Genomic DNA, 22,030 nt, shown 5'->3' on the forward strand with positions numbered 1-22,030 from the left:
CATGTCGAAGATCAAGCCCAGTCAGGGCGCCCCGTACGCGCGGATCATGGGCGTCGGCGGCTACCGGCCCACCCGTGTCGTGCCGAACGAGGTGATCCTGGAGACGATCGACTCGTCCGACGAGTGGATCCGTTCCCGCTCGGGCATCGCCACCCGCCACTGGGCCTCCGACGAGGAGACCGTGGCCGCGATGTCGATCGAGGCGGCGGGCAAGGCGATCGCCGACGCGGGCATCACGCCCGAGCAGATCGGCGGCGTGATCGTCTCGACGGTCTCGCACTTCAAGCAGACCCCGGCCATCGCGACCGAGATCGCGGACAAGATCGGCGCGGGCAAGCCCGCCGCGTTCGACATCTCCGCGGGCTGTGCCGGCTTCGGTTACGGCCTGACGCTGGCCAGGGGTATGGTCACCGACGGCTCGGCCGAGTATGTCCTGGTCATCGGCGTGGAGCGGCTGAGCGACCTCACCGACCTGAGCGACCGCGCGACGGCGTTCCTGTTCGGTGACGGCGCCGGCGCCGTGATCGTCGGCCCCTCCAAGGAGCCGAGGATCGGCCCCACGGTGTGGGGCTCGGAGGGCGACAAGTCCGAGACGATCAAGCAGACCGAGTCCTGGGAGGCGTACCGCAACGGCGCCCCCGACAAGTTCCCTGCGATTACGCAGGAAGGCCAAGCGGTGTTCCGCTGGGCCGTGTTCGAGATGGCGAAGGTCGCCCAGCAGGCGCTGGACGCGGCCGGAATCACCGCGGACGACCTGGATGTCTTCATTCCGCACCAGGCCAACGAGCGGATCATCGACTCGATGGTGAAGACTCTGAAACTGCCGGAGCACGTCACGGTCGCCCGTGATGTGCGCACCACCGGTAACACCTCGGCCGCCTCGATCCCGCTCGCGATGGAGCGGCTCCTGGCGACCGGCGAGGCGAAGAGCGGCGACACCGCGCTCGTCATCGGCTTCGGGGCGGGTCTCGTGTACGCCGCCACGGTCGTTACCCTCCCCTAGGCGTCTCGTACGGATCATCCGGTCCGTCCCCAGGACGCCACACCCTCTGGATACATAAGAAGGAGCGCCAACATGGCCGCCACTCAGGAAGAGATCGTCGCCGGTCTCGCGGAGATCGTGAACGAGATCGCCGGCATCCCGGTCGAGGACGTCCAGCTGGACAAGTCCTTCACCGACGACCTGGACGTCGACTCGCTGTCCATGGTCGAGGTCGTCGTCGCCGCCGAAGAGCGCTTCGACGTCAAGATCCCGGACGACGACGTCAAGAACCTCAAGACGGTCGGCGACGCGACCAAGTACATCCTCGAGCACCAGGCCTGATCAGGCCGTGCTCAGTCGCCACCCGGCGGTGGCGCCGCTGATCCCCTCAACACCGTGGAGAAATTTCCTGTGAACTCGACCAATCGCACCGTGGTCGTCACCGGTATCGGCGCAACCACACCGCTGGGTGGCGACGCAGCCTCGACGTGGGAGGGCCTGCTCGCGGGCCGTTCCGGCGTCAGCACGCTGGCGCAGGACTGGGCAGCCGAGCTGCCCGTCCGCATCGCCGGTCAGATCGCCGTGGAGCCGGGCGAGGTCATCCCCCGCCCGCAGGCGCGCAAGCTGGACCGCTCGGCGCAGTTCGCGCTGATCGCGGCCAAGGAGGCCTGGGCCGACGCGGGCTACACCGCGAAGGCCGGCGAGGACACCTCGGTCGACCCGCACCGCCTCGGCGCGGTCATCGCCTCCGGAATCGGCGGCGTGACGACCCTCCTGGACCAGTACGACGTGCTCAAGGAGAAGGGCGTACGCCGCGTCTCCCCGCACACCGTGCCGATGCTGATGCCCAACTCCCCGGCGGCCAACGTCGGCATCGAGCTGGGCGCCCACGCGGGCGTCCACACCCCGGTGTCGGCCTGCGCCTCGGGCGCGGAGGCCATCGGCTACGCGATCGAGATGATCCGCACCGGCCGCGCCGACGTCGTCGTCGCGGGCGGCACGGAGGCGGCGATCCACCCGCTGCCGATCGTCGCGTTCGGCAACATGATGGCGATGTCGAAGAACAACGACGACCCGCAGGGCGCCTCGCGCCCCTACGACGCGGACCGCAACGGCTTCGTGCTCGGTGAGGGCGCCGGCGTCGTCGTCCTGGAGTCCGAGGAGCACGCCAAGGCCCGCGGCGCCAAGATCTACGCGGAGGCCGTCGGCCAGGGCATCTCGGCCGACGCGCACCACATCACGCAGCCCGAGCCGTCCGGCAACGGCATCGCCGCGGCGTTGCAGAACCTCATCGACACGACGGACCTCAAGCCGGCCGAGATCATGCACGTGAACGCGCATGCCACCTCGACGCCGCAGGGTGACGTCGCGGAGATCAAGGCGCTGCGCAAGGCCTACGGCGACGACGTCGACCACATGGCGATCTCCAGCACCAAGTCGATGACGGGGCACCTGCTCGGTGGCGCGGGCGGCGTGGAGACCGTGGCCACGGTCCTCGCGCTCAAGAACCGCGTCGCTCCGCCGACGATCAACATCCAGAACCTCGACCCGGAGGTCGACGCGGACGTCGTCCGCGACGAGGCCCGCCCGCTGCCCGAGGGCAGGATCGCGGCGCTGAACGACTCGTTCGGCTTCGGCGGTCACAACGTGGTCCTGGCGTTCAGGACCGTCTGACGCGGTCGGCCGCGTGACGCGGTCGTACGTGACCGGAGTCGTAGGTAACCGGAAGGGCCCCCACCGCATGGTGGGGGCCCTTCCGGTTACCCGGCAGAGATGTCAGACGACCTGATGCAGCCAGCGCACCGGCGCGCCCTCGCCCGCGTACCGGAAGGGTTCGAGTTCGTCGTCCCAGGGCTTGCCGAGGAGCTTGGCGAGCTCGGCCTCCAGGTCGCTCTCGCCGCGCTGCGAGCGGGCCAGGGCGGCGCGCAGGCGGTCCTCGGGGATGAGGATGTCGCCGTGCAGGCCGGTCACGGCGTGGAAGATGCCGAGGGCGGGCGTGGCGCTGTACCGCTCGCCCTCGGCGGTGGCGCAGGGCTCCGCCGTGACCTCGAAGCGCAGCAGATCCCAGCCGCGCAGGGCCGAGGCGAGCTTGGAGGCTGTGCCCACCGAGCCCTGCCAGGAGAATTCGGATCTCCAGGTGCCCGGCGCCGCGGGCTGCCTGATCCAGTCGAGGCTCACACGCGCGCCGAGTACGCCCGCGACGGCCCACTCGACGTGTGGGCACAGCGCGCGCGGAGCGGAGTGCACGTACAGAACTCCACGTGTCGTCACCGGGACCTCCAGTGTGGGTCGAGGTTCGCCTTCCCCAGCGGCCTCGCGCCCGTGCCGAGCAATTTTCCCCAAATGCTAGAGAAACCTGGGAAAAGGGGACAGATGTGACGTGATGTAATTTAGCGGAACCACAGCAGCAGGGCGTCACCGGGTGGATCACCCGCCTGTCGCCACCCGTGACAGCAGGGCCGGACAGCTACGGGGCGAGGCTACCGTGCGGCGGCGCAAGGAGTGTGACGTACCGTCGGTCCGAGGGGCAGGAAAGTCCGACCTTTCACCCGGCGGGGCGCAACCCCGGGCACGCGCACGACGTCACGTTGAACGACAGAGGGGATCAGGGGATGCGCAATCGCAGGCACCGCTCACGCTCGCGCGGCACCGTCGCCCTCGCGGCGGCGGCCCTCCTCGGCACCGCGACGCTCTCCGCCTGCGACGCGCAGGGCGGCAACGCCTCGGCCCCCGGCGCCTCCGCGCATGTCGGCCCCTCCCCCAAACCGACCCCCACCTGGGACACCACGCCTCGTTCACTGGCGGCCGTCGGTGACTCCATCACGCGTGGTTTTGACGCCTGTTCGGTGCTCTCCGACTGCCCCGAGGCGTCCTGGGCGACCGGTACGGGCGCCGAGGTGAAGAGCCTCGCGACGCGGCTGCTGGGGAAGCGGCGGGCCGCCTCGCACAGTTGGAACCACGCGAAGAGCGGCGCCCGCATGGCGGATCTGCCGGGGCAGGTGGCCCGCGCCGTCACCGAGCGGCCCGAGCTGGTGACCGTGATGGTGGGCGCCAACGACGCCTGCCGGCCGACGGCCGCGTCGATGACGCCGGTCGACGACTTCCGCGCCGACTTCGAGCAGGCGATGCGCACCCTGCGGCGCTCGCTGCCGAAGACGCAGGTGTACGTGGCGTCCGTGCCGGATCTCAAGCGGCTCTGGTCGCAGGGGCGCACCAATCCACTGGGCAAGCAGGTGTGGAAGCTGGGCATCTGCTCCTCGATGCTGAGCGATCCGGACGACCTCGGTGCCGCGGCGTCCGAGCGGCGCGACACCGTGCGTGAGCGAGTGGTGGCGTACAACGAGGTCCTTGAGGACGTGTGCGACGAGGACCGACGCTGCCGGTACGACGGCGGGGCGGTCTTCGACTACCGCTTCGACGGCGACCAGTTGAGCCACTGGGACTGGTTCCACCCCAGCAAGAATGGGCAGTCGCGCCTGGCCGAGCTGGCCTACCGGCAGGTGACGGCGCGCAAGCCGGTCGCGTAGGCGGGGGCGGGCGGCGGCCCGGGCATAGGGTCGCGGGCATGCGCAGTGAACTCTTCGGCACGCTCCCCGACGGCACGTCCGTCCACCGCTGGACCCTGGAAAGGGGCGGGGTGCGGGTGCGCGTGCTGACGTATGGCGGGATCGTGCAGTCGGCGCAGGTTCCGGACCGTTCCGGGCTGGTGGCGTCGGTGGCGCTGGGGTTCGAGGGGCTCGACGGCTATCTGGGCCATCCGGGGCCGTACTTCGGGGCGCTGGTCGGGCGGTACGCGAACCGGATCGCGGGCGGCGCCTTCACGCTCGACGGGCGTACGCACCGCCTCGCGCGAAACGACGGGCCGAACAGCCTGCACGGCGGTGAGCGCGGCTTCGACAAGCACGTCTGGGACGCGGAGCCGGCCGGCGACCACGGGGTGCGGCTCTCGCGGGTGAGCCCGGACGGCGAGGAGGGCTATCCGGGACGGCTCGCGGTCGCGGCGACGTACGCGCTGGACGCGGCGGGGGCGCTGACCATCGCGTACGAGGCGACGAGCGACGCCCCGACCGTCGTGAACCTCACCAACCACACGTACTGGAACCTCGCGGGCGCCGGTTCCGGCAGCGCGCTCGGGCACGAGGTGCGGATCGCCGCCTCCCGGATCACTCCGACGGACGGCGCCGGGATTCCGACGGGGGTGTACGAGGACGTGGCCGGGACGCGCTTCGACTTCCGTTCGGCACGGCCTGCCGGGCCGGGGCTCGACCACAACTACGTGCTCGACAAGGGCGTCACGGCCCGGCCGGTCCCGGTGGCCGCGCTGAGCGACCCCGTGTCCGGCCGCACGCTCAGCGTGGCGACGACGGAACCCGGGCTTCAGCTCTATACGGCGGATCACTTCGCGGCGGACCTGCCGTTCGCACCGGGTGACGGGATCGCGCTGGAGACGCAGCACTTCCCCGACTCCCCGAACCGGCCGGGCTTTCCCTCCGCGACGCTGCGGCCGGGCGAGGTGTACGCCTCGCAGACCGTGTACGGGTTCTCCGTGCGCTGACCCCGCTCCGCCCTCGGACGTCAGTTCCTCGGCGGTGCGCTGCGGGCCGGGGTGGACGAGGGAGAGCGCGCACCGGCCACCGCCACCGCGCTCACCGCCCCGCCTTCGGGAGTTGCTGGGTCGCGCAGTGGATTCCTCCGCCGCCCTCGCCGAGCGCGTCCACCGGGACCTGGGTGACCTCGCGGCCCGGGTACAGGTCCCGCACGATCGCCGCGGCGTCGTCGTCCGCCTTCCTGTCGCCGAAGCGGGGCATGATCACGGCGCCGTTCGCCACGTAGTAGTTGACGTAACTCGCGAGGAAGTCGCGGCCCCGGCGGCCGATGTCCGTCGGTTCGGGGAGGTCGATCAGGTCGAGGGTCTTGCCGCGGGCGTCCTTGGCCGTGGCAAGGGTGTCGCGGGCCTGCCGGTAGGCCCTGGTCCAGACGTCCTCGGCGGTCGTCGAGGGCGGGGTGCTCATGACGACCACGCCCGGTGCGGCGAAACGGGCCAGCGCGTCGATGTGGTGGTCAGTGATGTCCTTGCCCCTGACCCCGTCCACCCAGAGCACCTCGGTGACGCCGAAGAGGCGCTTGAGCGCCCGCTCGACGTCGTCGCGGGACATGCCCGGGTTGCGGTTGGCGTTGACCAGCGAACTCTCCGTCGCGAGCAGCGTGCCCGCGCCGTCCACCTCGATCGCGCCTCCCTCGCCGACGATCGGCGCCTCGATGCGGGGGACGCCACGGTCGGACAGGACGCGCCGCGCGACGCGACGGTCACGGGCGTGCGGCTGCTTGCCGCCCCAGCCGTTGAAGTTGAGGTCGACGCCCGCGATGCCGTCCGGACCGCGCACGAAGCTCGGGCCCGTGTCCCGCATCCACAGGTCGTCCACCGGCGCCGGCAGGATCTCGACCCCCGAGCCGCAGGCCCGCCGGGCCTCCTTCGCGTCCCGCTCGTCCGCGAGCAGGGTCACCGGTTCGAATTCGGCGATCGCCCGGGCGATCCGCGCGATGTCTTCCCGTATGGCATGGACGTACGCCTTCCATATGCGGCGGCTCGGCCAGGACATGTAGGTCAGCTCGTGTGGGCTCGCCTCGTCCGGCATGCGCCGGCGCCGGGCACGGCGGTCCGAGCCGCTGCCGTCGTCCGGGCCGTCGCCCGGCCCCCTGGCCGGCTCGGCGCCGCAGGCGGTCAGCGCCGCGCCGAGGGCCGTGAGGGCGCCTGCCGCCTTCAGGGTCCGCCGTCTGGACAGTCGTGGGCCGAGCCCTGTGTCCCGATTCATGCCGCTCCCTACCTGACTGAAAATTTAGTCAGGATGAGCGTAAGGCATGATCGAGGGCCGGAACCAGTCGAATCCTCAGGCAGTGGAGTACGCGAATGCCGGACAGGCCCACTCAGATCCTCGAAGCCGCCGCCCGGCTGATCGCCCGGCGTGGGGTGCGCGGGCTGCGCGTGGAGGAGGTCTCCACCGAGGCCGGGGTGTCGACGGCGCTGATCTACTACCACTTCAAGGACCGCGCGGGCCTGCTCCGCCGCACCCTGGAGTTCATCGGCCGCCGCGCGGTCCGATACACCGATCCCGCGCTGCACACCGCCGCCGACCCGCGCACCCGCCTCACCGACCTGCTGCTCCTGGAGCTCCAGGACACCCCTCGCGTACGGGAGAACAGCGCCGCCTGGGGTGAACTGCGTGCCACCGCGGTCTTCGACCCGGAGCTGCGCGAGCAGCTGGCCGCCGCCACCGAGGAGTGGGCCGACGACCTGGCGCATCTGGTCCGGCAGGCGCGGACCGCCGGGCAGGCCGCGCCCGAGGTCGACCCGCGCGCCGCCGCCGAGCGGCTCACCGCGTTGGTCGAGGGGGTCAGCGAGCGATGGCTGAGCGGCACGACGACGCTCGACCGGGCGCGGGAGCTGCTGCGGGGGGCCGTCGCGGTGGAGCTGGGGCAGCCGTAGCCGGCCCGGCCGCGTCAATTCACCGCCCGGTACACAGCCGGTCCGGACGGAGGTGTTGCGCCCGTGCGGCTGGTGCTCCGCGGGGACGTCCAACGTCATGTACGTACCGGCCGGCTGGCGGAGGAGGACTCCCCCGCACGCCGGCCGGTGTGACGCACGGCGTCACGGCGCCGCGGCGAGGAGGTGGACCGCGAGGCCCGTGATGAGCGTGCTGGACGCGAGGGCCGTGATCAGGCGCCCCTTGCGGCCCGTCAGGACCCTGCCCAGGGCCGCCCCGCCGCCCGCGAGCAGCAGCTGCCAGCTGGCGGACGCCACGAAGGCGGCCAGCGCGAACACCAGCTGCTCGGGACCCGTCAGCGACGCGGTGGTCCGGCCGCCGAGGACGAGCGCGGCGAAGTAGATCACCGTGGCGGGGTTCAGGAGCGTGAGGCCGAGCAGGGCGGCGTAGGCGCGGGCGGGGCCGAGCGGGGTGCCGGTCCCGCCGACGGCCGTGCCGGGGTCGCGGTACTGCCGGATCGCCACGGCCGCTCCCCGTGCCGCCAGCGCGAGGAGCACCAGGACCGAGGCCCAGCGCAGGGGCGTCATGAGCGGCGCGATGAGGCGGGTGAGCGAGGTGCCGCCCACCGCGGCGACCAGGGCGTAGAGGCCGTCGGCGGTCGCGATGCCTAGGGCGGCGCAGGCGCCGGTCCGCAGGGACGTACGCGCAGTCAGAGCCACCAGGTAGGTCGCGACCCCGCCGACCGGCATGGCGATGCCGTAGCCGGCGAGGAGGCCCGCGATCAGGGCCGTGCTCACGCGAGCGCGGGGATCGGCCTCCGATCCGGCCCGGCCTGCTGCTGACCCCGCGCCGGAACGGCGACGGAGAGGGAGGCGGAGAGGGACAGCGGCAGGGTGACGGTGCCCGAGGTGGCGGCCGGCATGGTGGTGGTCATGAGCCAGAGCCTCGCGGCGGCGCCCCCGCCCCGGCAACCGAATTACGCGCGGGGGCCCGGCACGGGGCGCTCAGGTCATCAGGCCGCGCACATACCGCCCCAGCACCTCCCGTGCCGATTCCGGCGTCTGATGGCCCACCAGGACCTGCGCGGTGAGGCCCTCCGTCAGGGCGAGCAGGGCGCGGGCCTCGGCGGACGGGTCCAGGGCCGGGGACAGTTCGCCGGTGTCCTTGCCGTAGCCGAGCAGCCAGACGAGGAGTTCGTGCAGTTTGGCGTACGTCTCGCGCAGCACCGCCGCCAGTTGCCCGCTCACCGCGGCGTGCGCCACGAAGGCGCCCCAGACCTGCGCCTGCTCCCTGTCCTCCGCGTCAACGAGCGCGAGCGCGGCCAGCGTGCGGTCCAGCAGGGTCGCGGCCGAGCGGGGCGCGTCGGACATCTCGATGCGGGCTCTCGCGCGCTCGCCGACCCGCTGCGAGATGTCCTCCAGAGCGAAGAGCAGCATCTCGTCCTTGGTGCGGAAGCAGCGCTGGACCGCGCCCATCGACACCCGCGCCTCGGCGGCGACGTCGCGGAGGCTGACGGACTCCATCCCGGAGCGGGCGATCAGGAGGCAGACCGCTTCGGCGATGCGGCGGCGCCGCTCCTCGTAGTCGACCTGCTTGGGCATGTGGCGTGGCCTCCCCAGATTGTGATGCGGTTGCATCATATCCCGTCGGCGAGGCATGATCGGGCGAAGCGCATTCCGATGCGGTCGCATCACATCACGCGGTCACCTGGACATGCGGTCACATCGCTGTGCGATCACGCAGGCACATCACATAGGCAGAGGGAGACACATCCATGGCGAAGAGCACCACGAAGTCCTCGGGAGGCCTGCTGCCCCTCTTCGGTTTCATCCTGCTCGTCCAGGGCTTCGGCTCCGCGGTCACGGAAGCGGCGTGGGACACCTCCTTCGGCGTCTCCGCCCTGCTGCGCGAGGCCCACGCCCCCGCGTGGACGGATCTGCTCGTCGGTGTCGCCGGGTGTGTCCTGCTCGCCCTGGCCGCGCGCCGTCGGATCGCCCGCGGGACGCCGTAGCGCCCGCCCCTCCCGTCGCGCGATACTCCCGCCACCCCACCGGTTACGGAAGGACTCGCGTGCGTTCTCGATCTCTTGTGCTGTCTCGACTCGGCGCCCTCGGCGCCGCCGCCCTGCTCACCGGCCTCGCCGCCCCCGCGACCGCCACCGCCGCCCCGGACGCCGACGGCCGTCCCGCCACCGTCGAGGAGAAGCGGCTCGACCGCGCCGTCCCGCAGGAGATCCTGCGGCGCAGCGGATTCGACTCCGTCGCCCCGGAGTTCGCGCGGGCCCTCGGCAAGGCCCGCTCCTACGAACAGGCGCGGCGTCTCGTCGTACGCGAGGGAAGGTCGCTGTGGCGGCGGGCCGTCGACCGGGCGCAGGGGCGCGGTCCCACCGGAGGGGAGCTGAGCCGGGACGACGACCGGCCGCTGTACTGGGCCCGGCTGGGGATGACGCGTGAGCTGCGGCAGTGGAAGCCCGACCGCTTCTCCCTCGGCGAGGGCGGGCGGGACCGGCTGATACGGGCGTTGGAGTCCGCCTCACGCGGGCAGGACGACGTGCTCCTGCCTCATGGGCGGGGGCACACCAAGCGGATCCTCGTGACCGGGTTCGACCCGTTCACGCTCGACCGGGATGTCCGCATCAGCAATCCGTCGGGCGCCACCGCGCTCGCCCTGGACGGCACGACGATCCGCACCGCCGACGGGCCCGCCCGCATCGAGGCGGTCACGTTCCCCGTCCGCTGGCAGGACTTCGCCGACGGCGCCGTGGAGCGTGCGCTGCGGCCGCACCTTCCGCGCGTCGACCTCTTCACCACCATCAGTCAGGGCCGGGTGGGCCGCTTCGACATCGAGCGGACCAACGGGGCCTGGCGCGGCGGCTTCCCCGACAACGAGAACGTCTCCAGGACGGAGACCGTGCCGGTGAACGACCCTGCCTCGCAGCCCCAGTGGACAACGACGACCCTCCCGTACAAGAAGATCGTGGAGGGCGGGACGGGCCGCTTCCCCGTGTACGACAACACGTCGGTGACGGAGATCCCGGCGGGTGGCACGCAGCCCGTGGTCCGGCCCGATGGGCCCACCGAGGGGTCGACGGCGCGTGCGGGCGGCGGCGGTGACTATCTGTCCAACGAGATCGCCTACCGGGCGACGCTGCTGCGGGACCGGCTCGGGCTGCGCGACCGGCTGCCCGGCGGCCATGTGCACACGCCCGTCCTCCAGTTCGGCGCGGGGAACACCGACCCGGCGACGGGGGCCGTCACCGACCCCGAGTTCGTACGGAACCGGCTCGACATCATCGCTCAGGTGCGGGGCATCCTGCGGGTGGCCGCGGCGGAGTCCTGACCGCCACGGGAAGCCGCTTCGCCGTCGTCCGAGCCGTTCTCGCCCAGCAGGTCCCGCGCCATCAGCGTCGCCCCCGCGACCGCGCCCGGCATCAGGAAGACCGCGACGAACGGCACCAGGAAGGCGACGGCGAGCGGCGTCCCGAATCCCCAGGCGAGTTGCTTGCGCGAGCGCAGCAGCGTGAGCCTCTCGCGCAGGTCGACGCCTCGGCGCTGGAGGGCGACCGCGGTGAGCTCCTCGACCAGGAAGAAACCGGTCACGCAGAAGCCGATGACCGGCACGACGGTCTGCCCGGCGACGGGGATGAAGCCGAGCGCGAAGAGCAGGACGCCCCAGACGGCCGCGCGTACGACGATGCGCAGGCTGTCCCGTGCGGAGATCCACAGCTCGCGCCAGAGCGGGAGCCCGGATTCGGGGGCGTGGCCCGACTCGGCGATGTCGACCTTCTCGGACAGCGACTCGTAGAAGGGCTGCCCGATCAGGAGCGTCACGGCGGTGAAGGTGAGGACGGAGAGCAGCAGCGCGAGGGCGAAGAGCAGCGCCGTCAGGAAGCCGCGGAAGAGGCCCTGCCAGGGCGAGGACCAGTCGTCGGCGAAGGGCGTGGCCCAGCCGATGGCATCGGCGCCCCAGAGCGCGAGCGCGACGAGCGCCCCCGCGTACAGGACAAGGGTGATGAGGCCGGGCAACAGGCCCATCCCGTACTGCTTGCCGTGCTGGGCGACCCAGCGCTGGCCCTTCATCAAGTAGCCGAAGCCCACACCGAGATCACGCATGCGGCACACCTTAGCCGCAGGTGAGGGGTGCTTTGCTGGGTGCCGTGTGCCAGGACTGTCACAGCAGGGGCGGAAGGTTTCCTGGTAATGCCCTCTTGTTGCGCGGGAGTTGAACCGTGTAAGACCTCGCTTACCGATCATCGGAGGTACGCATGGGCATGTCCCGGCCATCCAGACCCGTTCTGCTCACCACCGCCGCCACGGCCGGCGCGCTGGTCCTCACCGCGCTCGCCCCGGGCAGCGCGACCGCCGACCCGACGCCGCGCCCGGTCACCCGCGAGGGTTCGCCGCTCGGCGCCGACCGGGCGGCGAAGGCCCCACAGGCCGCCGCCGAGCGCGCCCTCGGCGACACCCTGGCGGACGCCCCGGCTCCGGGGCTCGCCGGTGACAGGGGCCGCGGCTACCCGCGCGAGCGCAAGCTCCCCGCACCTCCGGAGAATCCTGCCGACAAGTCGATAAAACTGGGGCTGACGCCGTACCACGGCATAGCCCCGAAGCTGAATGAGCTCCAGCGGCTCGGGGACCGCGTCAGCGTGGAGATCGCGGGCCGCTCGGCGGGCGGACACCCGCTCTACCTCGTGACGGTCACCGCCCCGGAGTCCGCGCGCGAGACGGCCAGGCAGGAGCGGATGCGCGAGCGCATCGAGAACCACCCCGCGTCCGCCGCCAAGGACAAGGCGATCAAGTCCTCGTACAAGACGCCCGTCTTCATCAACAACAACATCCACGGCAACGAGTGGGAGGGCACCGACGCCGCCCTGAAGCTCATCGAGAAGCTGGCGAAGGCGAAGGACGGGAAGAGCCGGTCCCTGCTCGCGCGCAACCGCCTCTACTTCAGCGTCACCACCAACCCCGACGGCCGCATCGCCGGCACCCGGGCGAACGCCAACGGCTTCGACCTGAACCGCGACTTCATCACCGCCTCCCAGCCCGAGGCGCGCGCGGTCCGCGCCATCGCCGTCGCCAAGCAGCCCGCCGTGATGATCGACCTGCACGGGTACGTGAACGGCACGCTGATCGAGCCGACCACTCCCCCGCACGGCGAGAACTACGAGTACGACCTCTTCCTCAAGAATTCCTACGCCAACGCCCTCGGCATGGAGGCCGCCGTCAACGGCCTCGGGTACACGCAGGAGAAGGACGGGGTGAAGCCCGCCGTCATCCCCTTCCGTGACCAGGAGGAGGGCTGGGACGACTGGCCGCCCATCTTCACCCCGCAGTACATGCCCTTCCACGGCGCGGTCGCGACGCACACCATCGAGTTCCCGATGCAGGTGAACAACGCGGCGTACGAGACGCAGCCGGTCGCCGAGCTGCGGCGCAGGGCCGGCATCAACGTCGACATCGCGGGCGCGGCCATGCGCGCGAGCATCGAGTTCGCCGACAGTCGGCGCACGACGCTGATCGCCGACCAGATCGAGGTCTTCCGGCGGGGCGCGACGGGCGCGAAGCAGGTGCCGGTCTCGGAGGAGACGGTGCCGGGCGTGCCCGGGATCGGTCCCGAGGACGTCTACACGACCGAGTTCCCGCGCGCGTACGTGATTCCGGCGGGCTCCGCGTCACACGGGCGCGGTCAGCGTTCGGCGACGGCGGCGGCCCGGCTCGTGGACCATCTGATCGCCAATGACGTGCGGGTCGAACGGGCGAGCCACGGCTTCCGGCTCGGCGGGAAGACGTACGCGAAGGGCTCGTACGTCGTCGACATGCATCAGCCCAAGCGCGGTCTGGCCAATGTGATGCTGGCCGAGGGGCGGGACATCAGCGGCAAGGTGTCGACCATGTACGACATCTCGGGGTGGAGCCTCGGGCGGCTGTGGGGCGCGAGCGTCGACTCCGTGGAGTCCGCGAAGAAGGGTGAGCTGGACCGTGTCCGGGCCCGCGAGGTGCGTGCCGCGGCCGGTGTCGGGTACGTGGCGCCGCGCGGCGACCTGCGGCTGCGGCTCGACGACCCACGGGAGATCGCGGCCCTCAACTCGCTGCTCACCGAAGGGGTTCCGGCGCGCCGGGACCGGGACGGCAGCGCCATCGTGCCGTCGTCCGCGCGCCGCGCCGCGACCGCCGCCGCGAAGAAGTACGACGTCGCGTTCGACGCGACGAAGGCCGAGGGCGGCGCCGTGCTGCACCGGACGCGGGTCGCGGCGGCCGTCACGCCGGGCGAGCTGTTCGCGCTGCGGGAGATGGACTTCGACGTGGTGCCCGTGTCGACGGCCGTGCTCAACGCGGGCTTCGACTGGAAGAAGGCCGACGCGCTCTTCGTCTCGGCGGGGCTCGACCACGCCAAGCTGAACGCGACGGCGAAGGCAGGCCTGGACCGGTTCCTCACCCGTGGCGGCGGCCTCGTCGGGCGCGGCGCGGCGGGCGCCGCGCTGAACGCCGACACGAAGCTGCTCGCCGCGAAGGCGGTCGAGGGCAACGGCGACGCCAACGGCGTGGTGCGCGTGGCCAACGCGGGCGGCACGGTCACCGGCGGCGCCCCGGACCACAGCTTCGTCTACTCGCCGATGTGGTTCACCGGCCTCGGTTCCGGTGTGCGCGTGGAGCAGCGGTACGGGGCCGGGAACCCCCTGGTCTCCGGGCACTGGCGGGCCATGGAGGACGGCGCCGGCGGGCCTGCGGACGCGGCGGGCCGGGCCTCGGTCGTCAGCGGATCGGCACGGGGCGCGAACGTCGTCCTGTTCGGCACCGAGCCGCTCTTCCGTGACCACCCGAAGGGTGCGTTCCCGCAGGTCGGGCGGGCGCTGCTGAGCGTCGCGCGATAAGCGGCAGGGCACGGCGAAGGGCCGCACCCCGGCTCCGGGGTGCGGCCCTCGCGTGCGGGCGAGCGCGGGTCAGGCGACCGCGAGCTCGACCGTGATGTTGCCGCGCGTGGCGTTCGAGTAGGGGCACACCTGGTGCGCCTTCTCGACGAGGGACCGCGCGGTGGCCGCGTCCACGTTCGGAATGGAGGCGGTGATCGCCACCTCCAGGCCGAAGCCGCCGGACTCGTTCTGGCCGATGCCGACCTTCGCGGTCACGGTCGAGCCTGAGATGTCGGCGTTCTCCTTGCGGGCGACGACGCCGAGGGCGCCCTGGAAGCAGGCGCTGTACCCGGCGGCGAACAGCTGCTCGGGGTTGGTGCCCGCGCCGCTGCCGCCCATCTCCTTCGGCGGGTTCACGACGACGTCGAGCTTGCCGTCGTCGCTGGCCACACGGCCGTCGCGGCCGTTCTCGGCGGTGGCGACCGCGGTGTACTTGACGTCGATCTTCTGAATGGACATAACTGCCGATTCCTCCCGATGCATGCCGCGGCGCGCGCCCACAACCGCGGCCAAGTGGAATCACATTATCGGATACCGGAAATCGGGGTCGGTCCTCGGTGGCCTCAGGCCAGGGAGACGATCATCTTTCCGGTGTTCTCGCCGCGGAGCATGCCGAGGAAGGCCTCCACGCCGTTCTCGACGCCCTCGACGACCGTCTCGCTGTACTTCAGCTCACCCGAGCGGATCCAGGCGCCGACCTCGCGGACGAACTCCGGCTGGAGCGCGGAGTGGTCCTGCACGAGCATGCCCTGAAGGCGCAGGCGCTTGCCGATGACCAGGGCGAGGTTGCGCGGAGCGGGGGTCGGCTCCTTCTCGTTGTAGCTGGCGATCATGCCGCAGATCGTGACGCGGCCGTGCACGTTCAGACGGCCGATGGCGGCCTCCAGGTGCTCGCCGCCGACGTTGTCGAAGTAGACGTCGATGCCGTCGGGGGCGGCCTCCTTGAGCTGCTCGGCGACCGGCTTGTCGTCCTTGTAGTTGAAGGCCGCGTCGAAGCCGTACTCCTCGACGAGGAGCTTGACCTTCTCGTCCGATCCGGCCGAGCCGATGACGCGCGAGGCGCCCTTGAGCTTGGCGATCTGGCCGACCTGGCTGCCGACGGCACCGGCGGCGCCGGAGACGAAGACGGCGTCGCCCTCCTTGAAGGAGGCCACTTCGAGCAGCCCGGCGTACGCGGTCAGGCCCGGCATGCCGAGCACCCCGAGGTAGGCGGAGAGCGGCGCGGCGTCGGCGTCGACCTTGGTGGCGTACTGGGCGGGCACCGAGGCGTACTCGCGCCAGCCCGCGAAGTGCAGCACGTGGTCGCCCACGGCGAAGCCCTCGGCGTTCGAGGCGACGACCTCGCCGACCGCGCCGCCCTCCATGGGGTGGTCGAGCTGGAACGGCGGGACGTACGACTTCACGTCGTTCATCCGGCCCCGCATGTACGGGTCCACGGAGAAGTGGAGGTTGCGGACCAGGACGCGGCCCTCGGCGGGGGCGGTGACGGGAACCTCGCGCAGCGCGAAGTCCTCCGGGACCGGCCAGCCGTTCGGGCGGCGCACCAGGTGCCATTCGCGGCTGACGGAGGGGAGCTGCTCGGGGGTGACGGACATGCGGGCGTCCTCCTAGAAATGCTTCAGGTTGTGAAACAACCATGCTCCTGGATATTTCATGATGTCAAGTAAGTGGGTAGCCTGGTCGCCATGGCCACCAGCAGCTCACGTACCCCTTCCTCCCGAGCCGATCCGCTGACGCGCGAAGTCGTCGAGCTGATCGGCACGGTCGTCGGGCGCTACTACGAGGAGTACGAGGAGGCGGCGGCCGAGCACGCGCTGACGGGCGCGCAGGCGCGCGTCCTCGGTCTGCTCTTCCTCGAACCTATGCCCATGCGCCGCATCGCGCAGAAGCTGAAGTGCGAGCCGTCGAACATCACGGGCATCGTCGACCGCCTGGAGGCGCGCGGTCTCGTCGAGCGGCGCCCGGACCCCGCCGACCGGCGCGTGAAGCTGGCGGCGCCCACCCCGGAGGGCGCCGAGGTCGCCCGCGGTCTGCGCGACTCCCTGAACTTCGCGCGCGAGCCGCTGGCCGAGCTCTCGCGCGAGGAGCGGCTCTCGCTGCGGGGGCTGCTGCGCAGGATGCTGGGCGAGGAGGCGTAGCCGCCGACGTCGCGGGCGGTGGTTGCGGTCCGTCGTTGCAGCCCTTGTTGCAGCCCGTCGTTCCAGTCGGTCGTTCCAGTCGGTCGTTCCAGACGGGTGGCATCGGTGCTGGTCAGCGGCCCTTCCGGCGTTCCAGCGTCCCGTCATGTCGGGGTTTCGTAGTGGATGGGACGGATCGCGGCACACGCTGAGAGCCGTCCAGCAGCTCGCTGGGCATCCGCTCTTCGTCACCATGGAGTTCTCGATGCGTTCGCGTCTTGCCGCCCGTTCCGCCCGTCTCGCCCTCACCGCCGTCGCCGCCGCGGCCCTCGCCACCACCGCCGCCGGGACCGCTCTGGCCGCCGGCGGCCAGAGCAAGGCTCCCGTCGAGCAGCTCTGCGGCACCAACGACCTGACCTTCAAGCTCGCCGAGAAGACGCAGGCCGGCGGCTACCTCCTCGTCACCGCCAAGGCCAGGCCCGGCATCACCTGCTACCTGGAGGGCACCATCCCCTCCGCCTCCTTCGGGTCCTCCCCCGACTCGGAGGTCACCCCTGCCGAGCAGGCCGTCACCGACTCCGTGAAGCTCTCCGGTGCCACCGCCGCCTACGCCGGCATCAACCCGAAGACGACCGACGACGACTACGGCACGGAGTACGAGCGGCTGCACCTCGCCGTCGCCGGTGACGAGGCCGGGGCCGTCACCCTGAAGCTGCCCAGCGCCACGCTGGTCGACAAGCCCGTCTCCACCAACTGGCACGCCGACCCGGCCGACGCCGTTCCCTTCATGAACTGACGCGGCCCGGCCGCACGTGACGCTCCGCGCGGCACCGCGTCACGTGCACCACCACAGGAAGCGGTCGCACGGCTCTTCCGGTTCCGGTTCTGGTTCCGGTTCCGGGGTCGGCCGCGGGTTCTCGGCGGTCGGCGGGGGTGTGGTGGGGGCGGATGAGCCGGGGGTGTCGGCGGGGGCGCCAGGGGCGGTCGGTGAGGAGCCGTCGGGCCGCCCGTCGTCCGTGGGCTCTTCCTGCCCCTGCCGCTCTTCCCTGTCCGCGCGCTCCTTGTCCCGCTTCTCCTGCCGGTCCTTATCCCGCTTCTTCTTCCGGGCCGCGTCCTTCTCGTCCGTCTCGTCCTCGGCGTCCTTCTTCGCCTCCGCGGACGCCGAGGACGAGCCGGCCGCGTCGGACGCCGGTGCGCTGCCGCCCGGGCCCCCGGCCGCCCCCGGGGACGGGCTCGGACCGCCGCCGTCCGGGGCGGACGCGGCGGCCGGGTCGCCGGAGGGGCCCTCGGCGCCCAGCTCGGCCAGGCTCAGACCGCCGGCCGCCAGCGCGAGGCCCGCGGTGGCGAGCAGGACCTTGCGGCGCCTGCGACGGTGGGCGGCCTTGCGGCCGCGTTCCCTGCGGCCCCGCTCACCGCGGCCGCGCTCCTTGCGGCGGGAGCGGATGCGCGGGGACTCGTCGTCGTACGCGGCGTCCTTGCCGCCCGGTTCCTCCCCCGCGGTGGCCGCCTGCGCGTACTCCCGGCAGGCTTCGGCCGGGGTTCCGCACCCAGGGCAGGCGAGGGCGCCGTTGAGGTGCCTGTGGCACGGGTGGCAGTAGTCCATGAGGCCTGGAGGCTAGGTGCCGCGCACGTGACAGCGGAAGTCACCGCTGTGAAAGTTGTGTGCGGAATCAATAACTCCGGCGCGGCGAGGCGTTGTCAGTGGTGGGAGGCATGATCGGGGGCATGACGCAGACCTCTTCGGGCGCACTGCGCGCCCTCGCCCATGAGCACCTTCCCTCCGACGTCGCCGAGCGGTGGCTCGGGCTGCTGCGGCCCGGCGTCCGGCTCACCGCGGCGGGCGGGGACGACGCGGTGGTGGGCCAGTTGGGCGGGGAGCCCCGGCTGCCACGGGACGTGGAGTGGCCGGTGTGGGAGGGGAACGGCCCGTTGTCGTTCATCGCCTCGGTGGACTGCGCGGCCCTGCCCCGAGGGGTGCTCGACATACCGTTCCCCGCCTCGGGCACGCTGGCCTTCTTCTACTTCGACGGCCAACTGGACGACGGCGACGCCCTGGTGGACGTGGGCGACGTCGAGTCGAGGGCCGGGGCCCGGGTCGTGTTCGTGCCCGCGGGCACGCCCGCCGAGGCGCGGGCCACGCCCGAGGAGCTCGACGCCTACCCCCACATCCCGCTCACCGCGCGCGCCGACCTGACGGTCGCTGGCGCCACGCACCCACGGATCCAGCAGGCCTTGGCACCTGAGGCGCAGCCCTTCGAGAAGTACGAACACCCGGTGTGCGGCGAGAAGTTCACCGATGCCCTGTGGGAGTACGGCAGCGAAGTGGGCCACCAGCTCGGCGGCACCCCGCAGTCGGTGCAGGGGCCCGTCGAGCTGGAGGTCGCCCGCGCGGCGCTGGGCCCCGGCACCGACTGGCACGACCCCCGGCTCGCCGACGAGACGGAGCGGTGGGTGCTGCTCGCCCAGTTCGACTCGGACGAGGCGGCGGGCATGATGTGGGGCGACGTGGGCTGCCTCTACTGGCTGATACGCCGCGCCGACCTGGCGGAGCTCCGCTTCGACCGGGCGCTGTTCACCTGGCAGTGCTGCTGACTCACCTGGCGGTGCCGCCTGCCCGGCCCGGCGCGGGAGGCTCGGCGCGGCCGAGCAGTCCCCTCAACCGCCGTGCGCGCAGCACCAGTTCGAGCTCGAAGCGGCGGTCGGGGTCGTCCACCTCGTCGCCCCACAGCTCCCTGATCTGCCGCAAGCGGTAGCGGACCGTCTGGGGGTGGACGCCGAGGCGGGCCGCGACCTCGGGGGCGCCGCCGCGGGTCTCCAGCCAGGCGAGGAGGGTCTCGGCGAGGCGGCGGCCGTGGGCGGGGCCGCAGTGGTCGAGCGGGGCCAGGCAGCGGCGGGCCAGGTCCTCGATGAGCTCCTCGGGCTGGAGCAGCACCAGGGCCTCGGTGTGCTCGGTGCAGTGCAGGACCTCGCCGGCGGGCAGCAGGCCGCGCTCCATGAGCCGCACCGCCGCCTCCGCCCAGCGCAGTGACTTCGCGGCGTCGGCGAGGGGCACGGGCGGGCCGATCGCCCCCGACCAGCCGGTCATGGCGCGGCGCAGCAGTTCGGGGCGGCCGGCCGCCTCGGGGTCGGGCACGACCATGCGGGGCTGTTCGGCCTCCATGTCGAGCAGGACGCCCTCCCCGACGGCGGGCGCGACGGCCTCGCGGGCGGGGCGCAGCAGGACGCCCACGGCGACCCGCTCGGGCAGCTGCCAGCCGACCCGTGCGGCCCGCTCGCCGAGGGCGTTGCCGAAGGGGGCGGGTCCGGACGACGAGCCGCGGCCCGTGCCGGTGGCGTGTGCCGTGCCGCCGGTGGATTCGGCGCGCCGCTCGGAGAGCAGCAGCTCCATCAGCTTGCGCTGCAACCGCAGCCGCTCGCCGGCCTCGCGGGCCGCGGCCTCGGCGTAGCCGCGTACGGACTGGTCGACCAGGCCGTCCAGATACTCGAAGCCCGACTCGGCGAGTTCGTACATGGCGGGGGGCGGGATCTCGATCTGCTGGCCGATCTCGGCGAGGCGGCGCCAGGCGAGGCGTACGCCGAGGCGGTAGATCGCCTGGAGCGAGTCGAGGCTGCGGCCGTGCAGGCCCTCGCCGCGGCCGAATTCCTGGAAGACCTCCAGGTGGTAGCGGGGCCGGCCCTCCTGGGACGCCAGCTGCTGGACGAAGCCCTCCAGGGCGCGGCGGATGCCGACCAGCGCCATGGGCTCCCCCGAGTCGTCGAGGACGACGGGCAGGCCCGGGTACTCGGCGCGGATCTCACGCAGGATGTCCTGGGCGAGGGCGGGGACCTCCTCCAGGGCGAGCGCGGCGAACCGTCGGACCTGCCGGGGCGGCACGTCCCGCCAGGCGGAGCGCGACGGCGCGGCGCCCTGGTCCGCCGCGGCGGCCTCGGGGGGCTGGGTGTCGGTCACGGCCACGGTGGTCACTGACCCCGCGAAGGCGCGTCGTAGTGCACCAGCGGCGTGTTGGGCTGCTCCGGTGTGGCGTCGAGGAGCGCGACGATGCCGAGGGCGGCGCCCACGGCGAGCAGCGCCCCGGCGGCGACGGTGAGTGATGCGGCGAGCAGTCGGTGCATTGCGAGGGCCAGCCTCTCTGTCGGAGGTCGTCCCCACCCTGGGCATAGGGTCCCGGTTCATGGCGCGCGGCGGCGCCACGGAGTTTCGTACAGTCCCACAGTCCCGGCCGGTCCCGTCCGGCTGGGCCCCAGTCTCTGCATCCATTGACACCTAGTCAAGGGTGCGCCTACGGTTCCCCGCCCATACGTACGGCTCGGTAACACTTCTCCCGCCCATAGCCCAGGAGTGCCCCCATGCGCCGCACCACCTCGCCCTTTTCCCTGATCCTCCTAGGCCTCGGCGCGTTTCTTCTGGTCCTGGCACCCATGCTGGCCTGGTACGTCGAGCCACGTGCGAAACGCACACCGACCGATATCGACACCATCACCGTCTTCAAGGGGAAAGGCAGCTATTTCGACACCAAGAAGATCAAAACGGTGCACGACAAGAACCTCACGATCACCCGCCAGGTCCGCGGTGACGTCGCCGACAGCGAGGAGAGCGGGCGGGCCGTCTGGGACGTGGTGACCTCCGTCGACCCGGACAAGTCGCTGCCCGCCGCCACCCCGCACGACTCGCTCCAGTGGACCCAGGAGCGCTGGGTCACCGACCGGAAGACGAACAAGCCGGTGCACTGCTGCGGCGAGGAGCCGCACTTCGAGGGGGAGGCGTACCTGAAGTTCCCCTTCGACGTGGAGAAGCGCTCCTACCGCTGGTGGGACAACACGCTCGGCGCGACGGTGCCGCTCACGTACCGGGGCACGAAGAAGATCCAGGGGTACGAGGGCCTGCGCTTCACGGCGACGGTGAAGGCGACCAAGACCGGTACGCGGCAGGTGCCGGGGCGGCTGGTCGGACAGCCGAGGAAGAGCCAGGTGATCGCCGACGAGTACTACGCCAACCACGGCATCGAGCTCGTCGCCGACCAGCGCACCGGTCGGATCATCTACGCCGCGATCGGGCCCCGCAAGACGCTGCGCGCGCCCGGCTCGGACAAGGATGCGAGGGTGCTGCTCGACAGTGAGCGTGTCGCCTTCACCCCGGACACGCAGAAGGCGCAGGTCAAGCTCGCCAAGGACGACAGCGACCGGCTGAAGCTGGTCGGTGAGACTCTTCCGGTGGTTACCGGGGTACTCGGCGCCGTGCTCGCGCTCGCCGGTGCCGTCTGGGTCGTACGCGGGCGCAGGGACGACGGTGCGGACGGCTCCGCCGGACACGGGAACGGCCCCGGCGGGGACGGCGGATCAGCGGAGCCGGGGAGTCCGAATCCTGGAACGTCCAAGACGGCCCTGCATCCCAGCACGATGTGATGAGACGTCAGGCCGGAAAAGCCCGGAAATTGTCACCTCGGTGAGTAGACCCGCGGTAAGGGGCGGCGAAAACTGACCACCCCACCCGAACACAGTCCCCGCACCACCCCCGCACACGCCGGACACCGCACCCGCA

General features: G+C 71.9%; 24 protein-coding genes. 13 read left to right on the plus strand and 11 right to left on the minus strand.

What is annotated here, in order from left to right:
* Position 1: 1 nt before the first annotated feature.
* From ACF062_RS03465 to fabF, 3 genes are all read left to right on the plus strand, one after another.
* A complete protein-coding gene (locus ACF062_RS03465; RefSeq protein ID WP_223774419.1) occupies positions 2-1,003 on the plus strand; it encodes a ketoacyl-ACP synthase III in 1,002 nt (333 codons plus the stop codon).
* Between the two features lie 72 nt (positions 1,004-1,075).
* Complete coding sequence (locus ACF062_RS03470; RefSeq protein WP_055531551.1) at positions 1,076-1,324, plus strand: acyl carrier protein; 249 nt, start codon at positions 1,076-1,078, stop codon at positions 1,322-1,324.
* Positions 1,325-1,393: 69 nt separating this feature from the next.
* Positions 1,394-2,656, plus strand: a complete 1,263-nt coding sequence (gene fabF / locus ACF062_RS03475) for a beta-ketoacyl-ACP synthase II (RefSeq protein WP_392135081.1) — start codon at positions 1,394-1,396, stop codon at positions 2,654-2,656.
* A gap of 102 nt (positions 2,657-2,758) precedes the next feature.
* On the opposite strand, the gene ACF062_RS03480 is transcribed toward fabF, so the two are convergent.
* Positions 2,759-3,253: a DUF3145 domain-containing protein gene (locus ACF062_RS03480; protein ID WP_205033928.1), complete on the minus strand. Its 495-nt coding sequence runs from the start codon at positions 3,251-3,253 to the stop codon at positions 2,759-2,761.
* 341 nt (positions 3,254-3,594) lie between these two features.
* On the opposite strand from ACF062_RS03480, the gene ACF062_RS03485 reads away from it, so the two are divergent.
* Positions 3,595-4,509, plus strand: coding sequence for an SGNH/GDSL hydrolase family protein (locus ACF062_RS03485; protein ID WP_392135084.1), 915 nt, complete (start codon positions 3,595-3,597; stop codon positions 4,507-4,509).
* Positions 4,510-4,547: 38 nt separating this feature from the next.
* The gene (locus ACF062_RS03490) at positions 4,548-5,537 is read left to right on the plus strand and encodes an aldose epimerase family protein (RefSeq protein WP_392135086.1); all 990 of its coding nucleotides are present in this window, start codon (positions 4,548-4,550) and stop codon (positions 5,535-5,537) included.
* A gap of 91 nt (positions 5,538-5,628) precedes the next feature.
* Here the strand turns inward: ACF062_RS03490 and ACF062_RS03495 are convergent, their stop codons facing one another.
* The gene (locus ACF062_RS03495; RefSeq protein ID WP_392135089.1) at positions 5,629-6,795 is read right to left on the minus strand and encodes an agmatine deiminase family protein; all 1,167 of its coding nucleotides are present in this window, start codon (positions 6,793-6,795) and stop codon (positions 5,629-5,631) included.
* Positions 6,796-6,890: 95 nt separating this feature from the next.
* On the opposite strand from ACF062_RS03495, the gene ACF062_RS03500 reads away from it, so the two are divergent.
* Positions 6,891-7,466 carry a TetR/AcrR family transcriptional regulator gene (locus ACF062_RS03500; protein ID WP_392135092.1) on the plus strand — a complete coding sequence of 192 codons (576 nt, stop codon included), beginning with the start codon at positions 6,891-6,893 and terminating at the stop codon, positions 7,464-7,466.
* A gap of 162 nt (positions 7,467-7,628) precedes the next feature.
* Here ACF062_RS03500 and ACF062_RS03505 read toward each other — a convergent pair whose 3' ends face one another.
* The 3 genes from ACF062_RS03505 to ACF062_RS03515 form a co-directional block, all read right to left on the minus strand.
* Positions 7,629-8,261, minus strand: a complete 633-nt coding sequence (locus ACF062_RS03505; RefSeq protein ID WP_392135095.1) for a LysE family transporter — start codon at positions 8,259-8,261, stop codon at positions 7,629-7,631.
* Complete coding sequence (locus ACF062_RS03510; RefSeq protein ID WP_356577329.1) at positions 8,258-8,398, minus strand: hypothetical protein; 141 nt, start codon at positions 8,396-8,398, stop codon at positions 8,258-8,260. The genes ACF062_RS03505 and ACF062_RS03510 overlap by 4 nt, the downstream gene beginning before the upstream one ends.
* A 70-nt stretch (positions 8,399-8,468) precedes the next feature.
* Positions 8,469-9,065: a TetR/AcrR family transcriptional regulator gene (locus ACF062_RS03515; protein ID WP_392135098.1), complete on the minus strand. Its 597-nt coding sequence runs from the start codon at positions 9,063-9,065 to the stop codon at positions 8,469-8,471.
* A 173-nt stretch (positions 9,066-9,238) separates the two neighbouring features.
* Between ACF062_RS03515 and ACF062_RS03520 the strand changes: the two genes are divergently transcribed.
* Together ACF062_RS03520 and ACF062_RS03525 are read left to right on the plus strand one after the other, a co-directional pair.
* Complete coding sequence (locus ACF062_RS03520; protein WP_392135101.1) at positions 9,239-9,475, plus strand: hypothetical protein; 237 nt, start codon at positions 9,239-9,241, stop codon at positions 9,473-9,475.
* A gap of 59 nt (positions 9,476-9,534) precedes the next feature.
* Positions 9,535-10,803 carry a pyroglutamyl peptidase gene (locus ACF062_RS03525; protein WP_392135104.1) on the plus strand — a complete coding sequence of 423 codons (1,269 nt, stop codon included), beginning with the start codon at positions 9,535-9,537 and terminating at the stop codon, positions 10,801-10,803.
* Here the strand turns inward: ACF062_RS03525 and ACF062_RS03530 are convergent.
* Entirely contained in the window at positions 10,761-11,576 is an 816-nt protein-coding gene (locus ACF062_RS03530) for an EI24 domain-containing protein (protein WP_392135107.1), read from the minus strand. The genes ACF062_RS03525 and ACF062_RS03530 overlap by 43 nt on opposite strands.
* Positions 11,577-11,728: 152 nt before the next feature.
* Between ACF062_RS03530 and ACF062_RS03535 the strand changes: the two genes are divergently transcribed.
* Complete coding sequence (locus tag ACF062_RS03535) at positions 11,729-14,335, plus strand: M14 family zinc carboxypeptidase (RefSeq protein ID WP_392135110.1); 2,607 nt, start codon at positions 11,729-11,731, stop codon at positions 14,333-14,335.
* A gap of 69 nt (positions 14,336-14,404) precedes the next feature.
* On the opposite strand, the gene ACF062_RS03540 is transcribed toward ACF062_RS03535, so the two are convergent.
* A complete protein-coding gene (locus tag ACF062_RS03540) occupies positions 14,405-14,833 on the minus strand; it encodes an organic hydroperoxide resistance protein (RefSeq protein WP_392135113.1) in 429 nt (142 codons plus the stop codon).
* Positions 14,834-14,937: 104 nt separating this feature from the next.
* Positions 14,938-15,969: an NADP-dependent oxidoreductase gene (locus tag ACF062_RS03545; RefSeq protein WP_392135116.1), complete on the minus strand. Its 1,032-nt coding sequence runs from the start codon at positions 15,967-15,969 to the stop codon at positions 14,938-14,940.
* Positions 15,970-16,059: 90 nt separating this feature from the next.
* Here ACF062_RS03545 and ACF062_RS03550 point away from each other — a divergent pair, with 90 nt between their 5' ends.
* Together ACF062_RS03550 and ACF062_RS03555 are read left to right on the plus strand one after the other, a co-directional pair.
* Positions 16,060-16,512 (plus strand): MarR family winged helix-turn-helix transcriptional regulator, encoded by a 453-nt coding sequence (locus ACF062_RS03550; RefSeq protein ID WP_392135119.1) that lies wholly within the window; start codon positions 16,060-16,062, stop codon positions 16,510-16,512.
* Between the two features lie 244 nt (positions 16,513-16,756).
* Positions 16,757-17,287: a DUF4232 domain-containing protein gene (locus ACF062_RS03555; RefSeq protein WP_392135122.1), complete on the plus strand. Its 531-nt coding sequence runs from the start codon at positions 16,757-16,759 to the stop codon at positions 17,285-17,287.
* Positions 17,288-17,326: 39 nt separating this feature from the next.
* Here ACF062_RS03555 and ACF062_RS03560 read toward each other — a convergent pair whose 3' ends face one another.
* A complete protein-coding gene (locus ACF062_RS03560; RefSeq protein ID WP_392135125.1) occupies positions 17,327-18,094 on the minus strand; it encodes a hypothetical protein in 768 nt (255 codons plus the stop codon).
* 122 nt (positions 18,095-18,216) lie between these two features.
* Here ACF062_RS03560 and ACF062_RS03565 point away from each other — a divergent pair, with 122 nt between their 5' ends.
* Positions 18,217-19,083, plus strand: coding sequence for a YwqG family protein (locus tag ACF062_RS03565; RefSeq protein WP_392135127.1), 867 nt, complete (start codon positions 18,217-18,219; stop codon positions 19,081-19,083).
* A gap of 1 nt (position 19,084) precedes the next feature.
* Here ACF062_RS03565 and ACF062_RS03570 read toward each other — a convergent pair whose 3' ends face one another.
* A complete protein-coding gene (locus tag ACF062_RS03570; protein WP_392135130.1) occupies positions 19,085-20,440 on the minus strand; it encodes a helix-turn-helix domain-containing protein in 1,356 nt (451 codons plus the stop codon).
* An 11-nt stretch (positions 20,441-20,451) separates the two neighbouring features.
* Entirely contained in the window at positions 20,452-20,604 is a 153-nt protein-coding gene (locus ACF062_RS03575; RefSeq protein WP_223774437.1) for a hypothetical protein, read from the minus strand.
* A gap of 234 nt (positions 20,605-20,838) precedes the next feature.
* On the opposite strand from ACF062_RS03575, the gene ACF062_RS03580 reads away from it, so the two are divergent.
* Positions 20,839-21,894 (plus strand): DUF3068 domain-containing protein, encoded by a 1,056-nt coding sequence (locus ACF062_RS03580; RefSeq protein ID WP_392135133.1) that lies wholly within the window; start codon positions 20,839-20,841, stop codon positions 21,892-21,894.
* Positions 21,895-22,030: the final 136 nt, after the last annotated feature.

This window comes from Streptomyces sp. NPDC015345, assembly GCF_043078805.1.
Classification (GTDB): Bacteria; Actinomycetota; Actinomycetes; order Streptomycetales; family Streptomycetaceae; genus Streptomyces.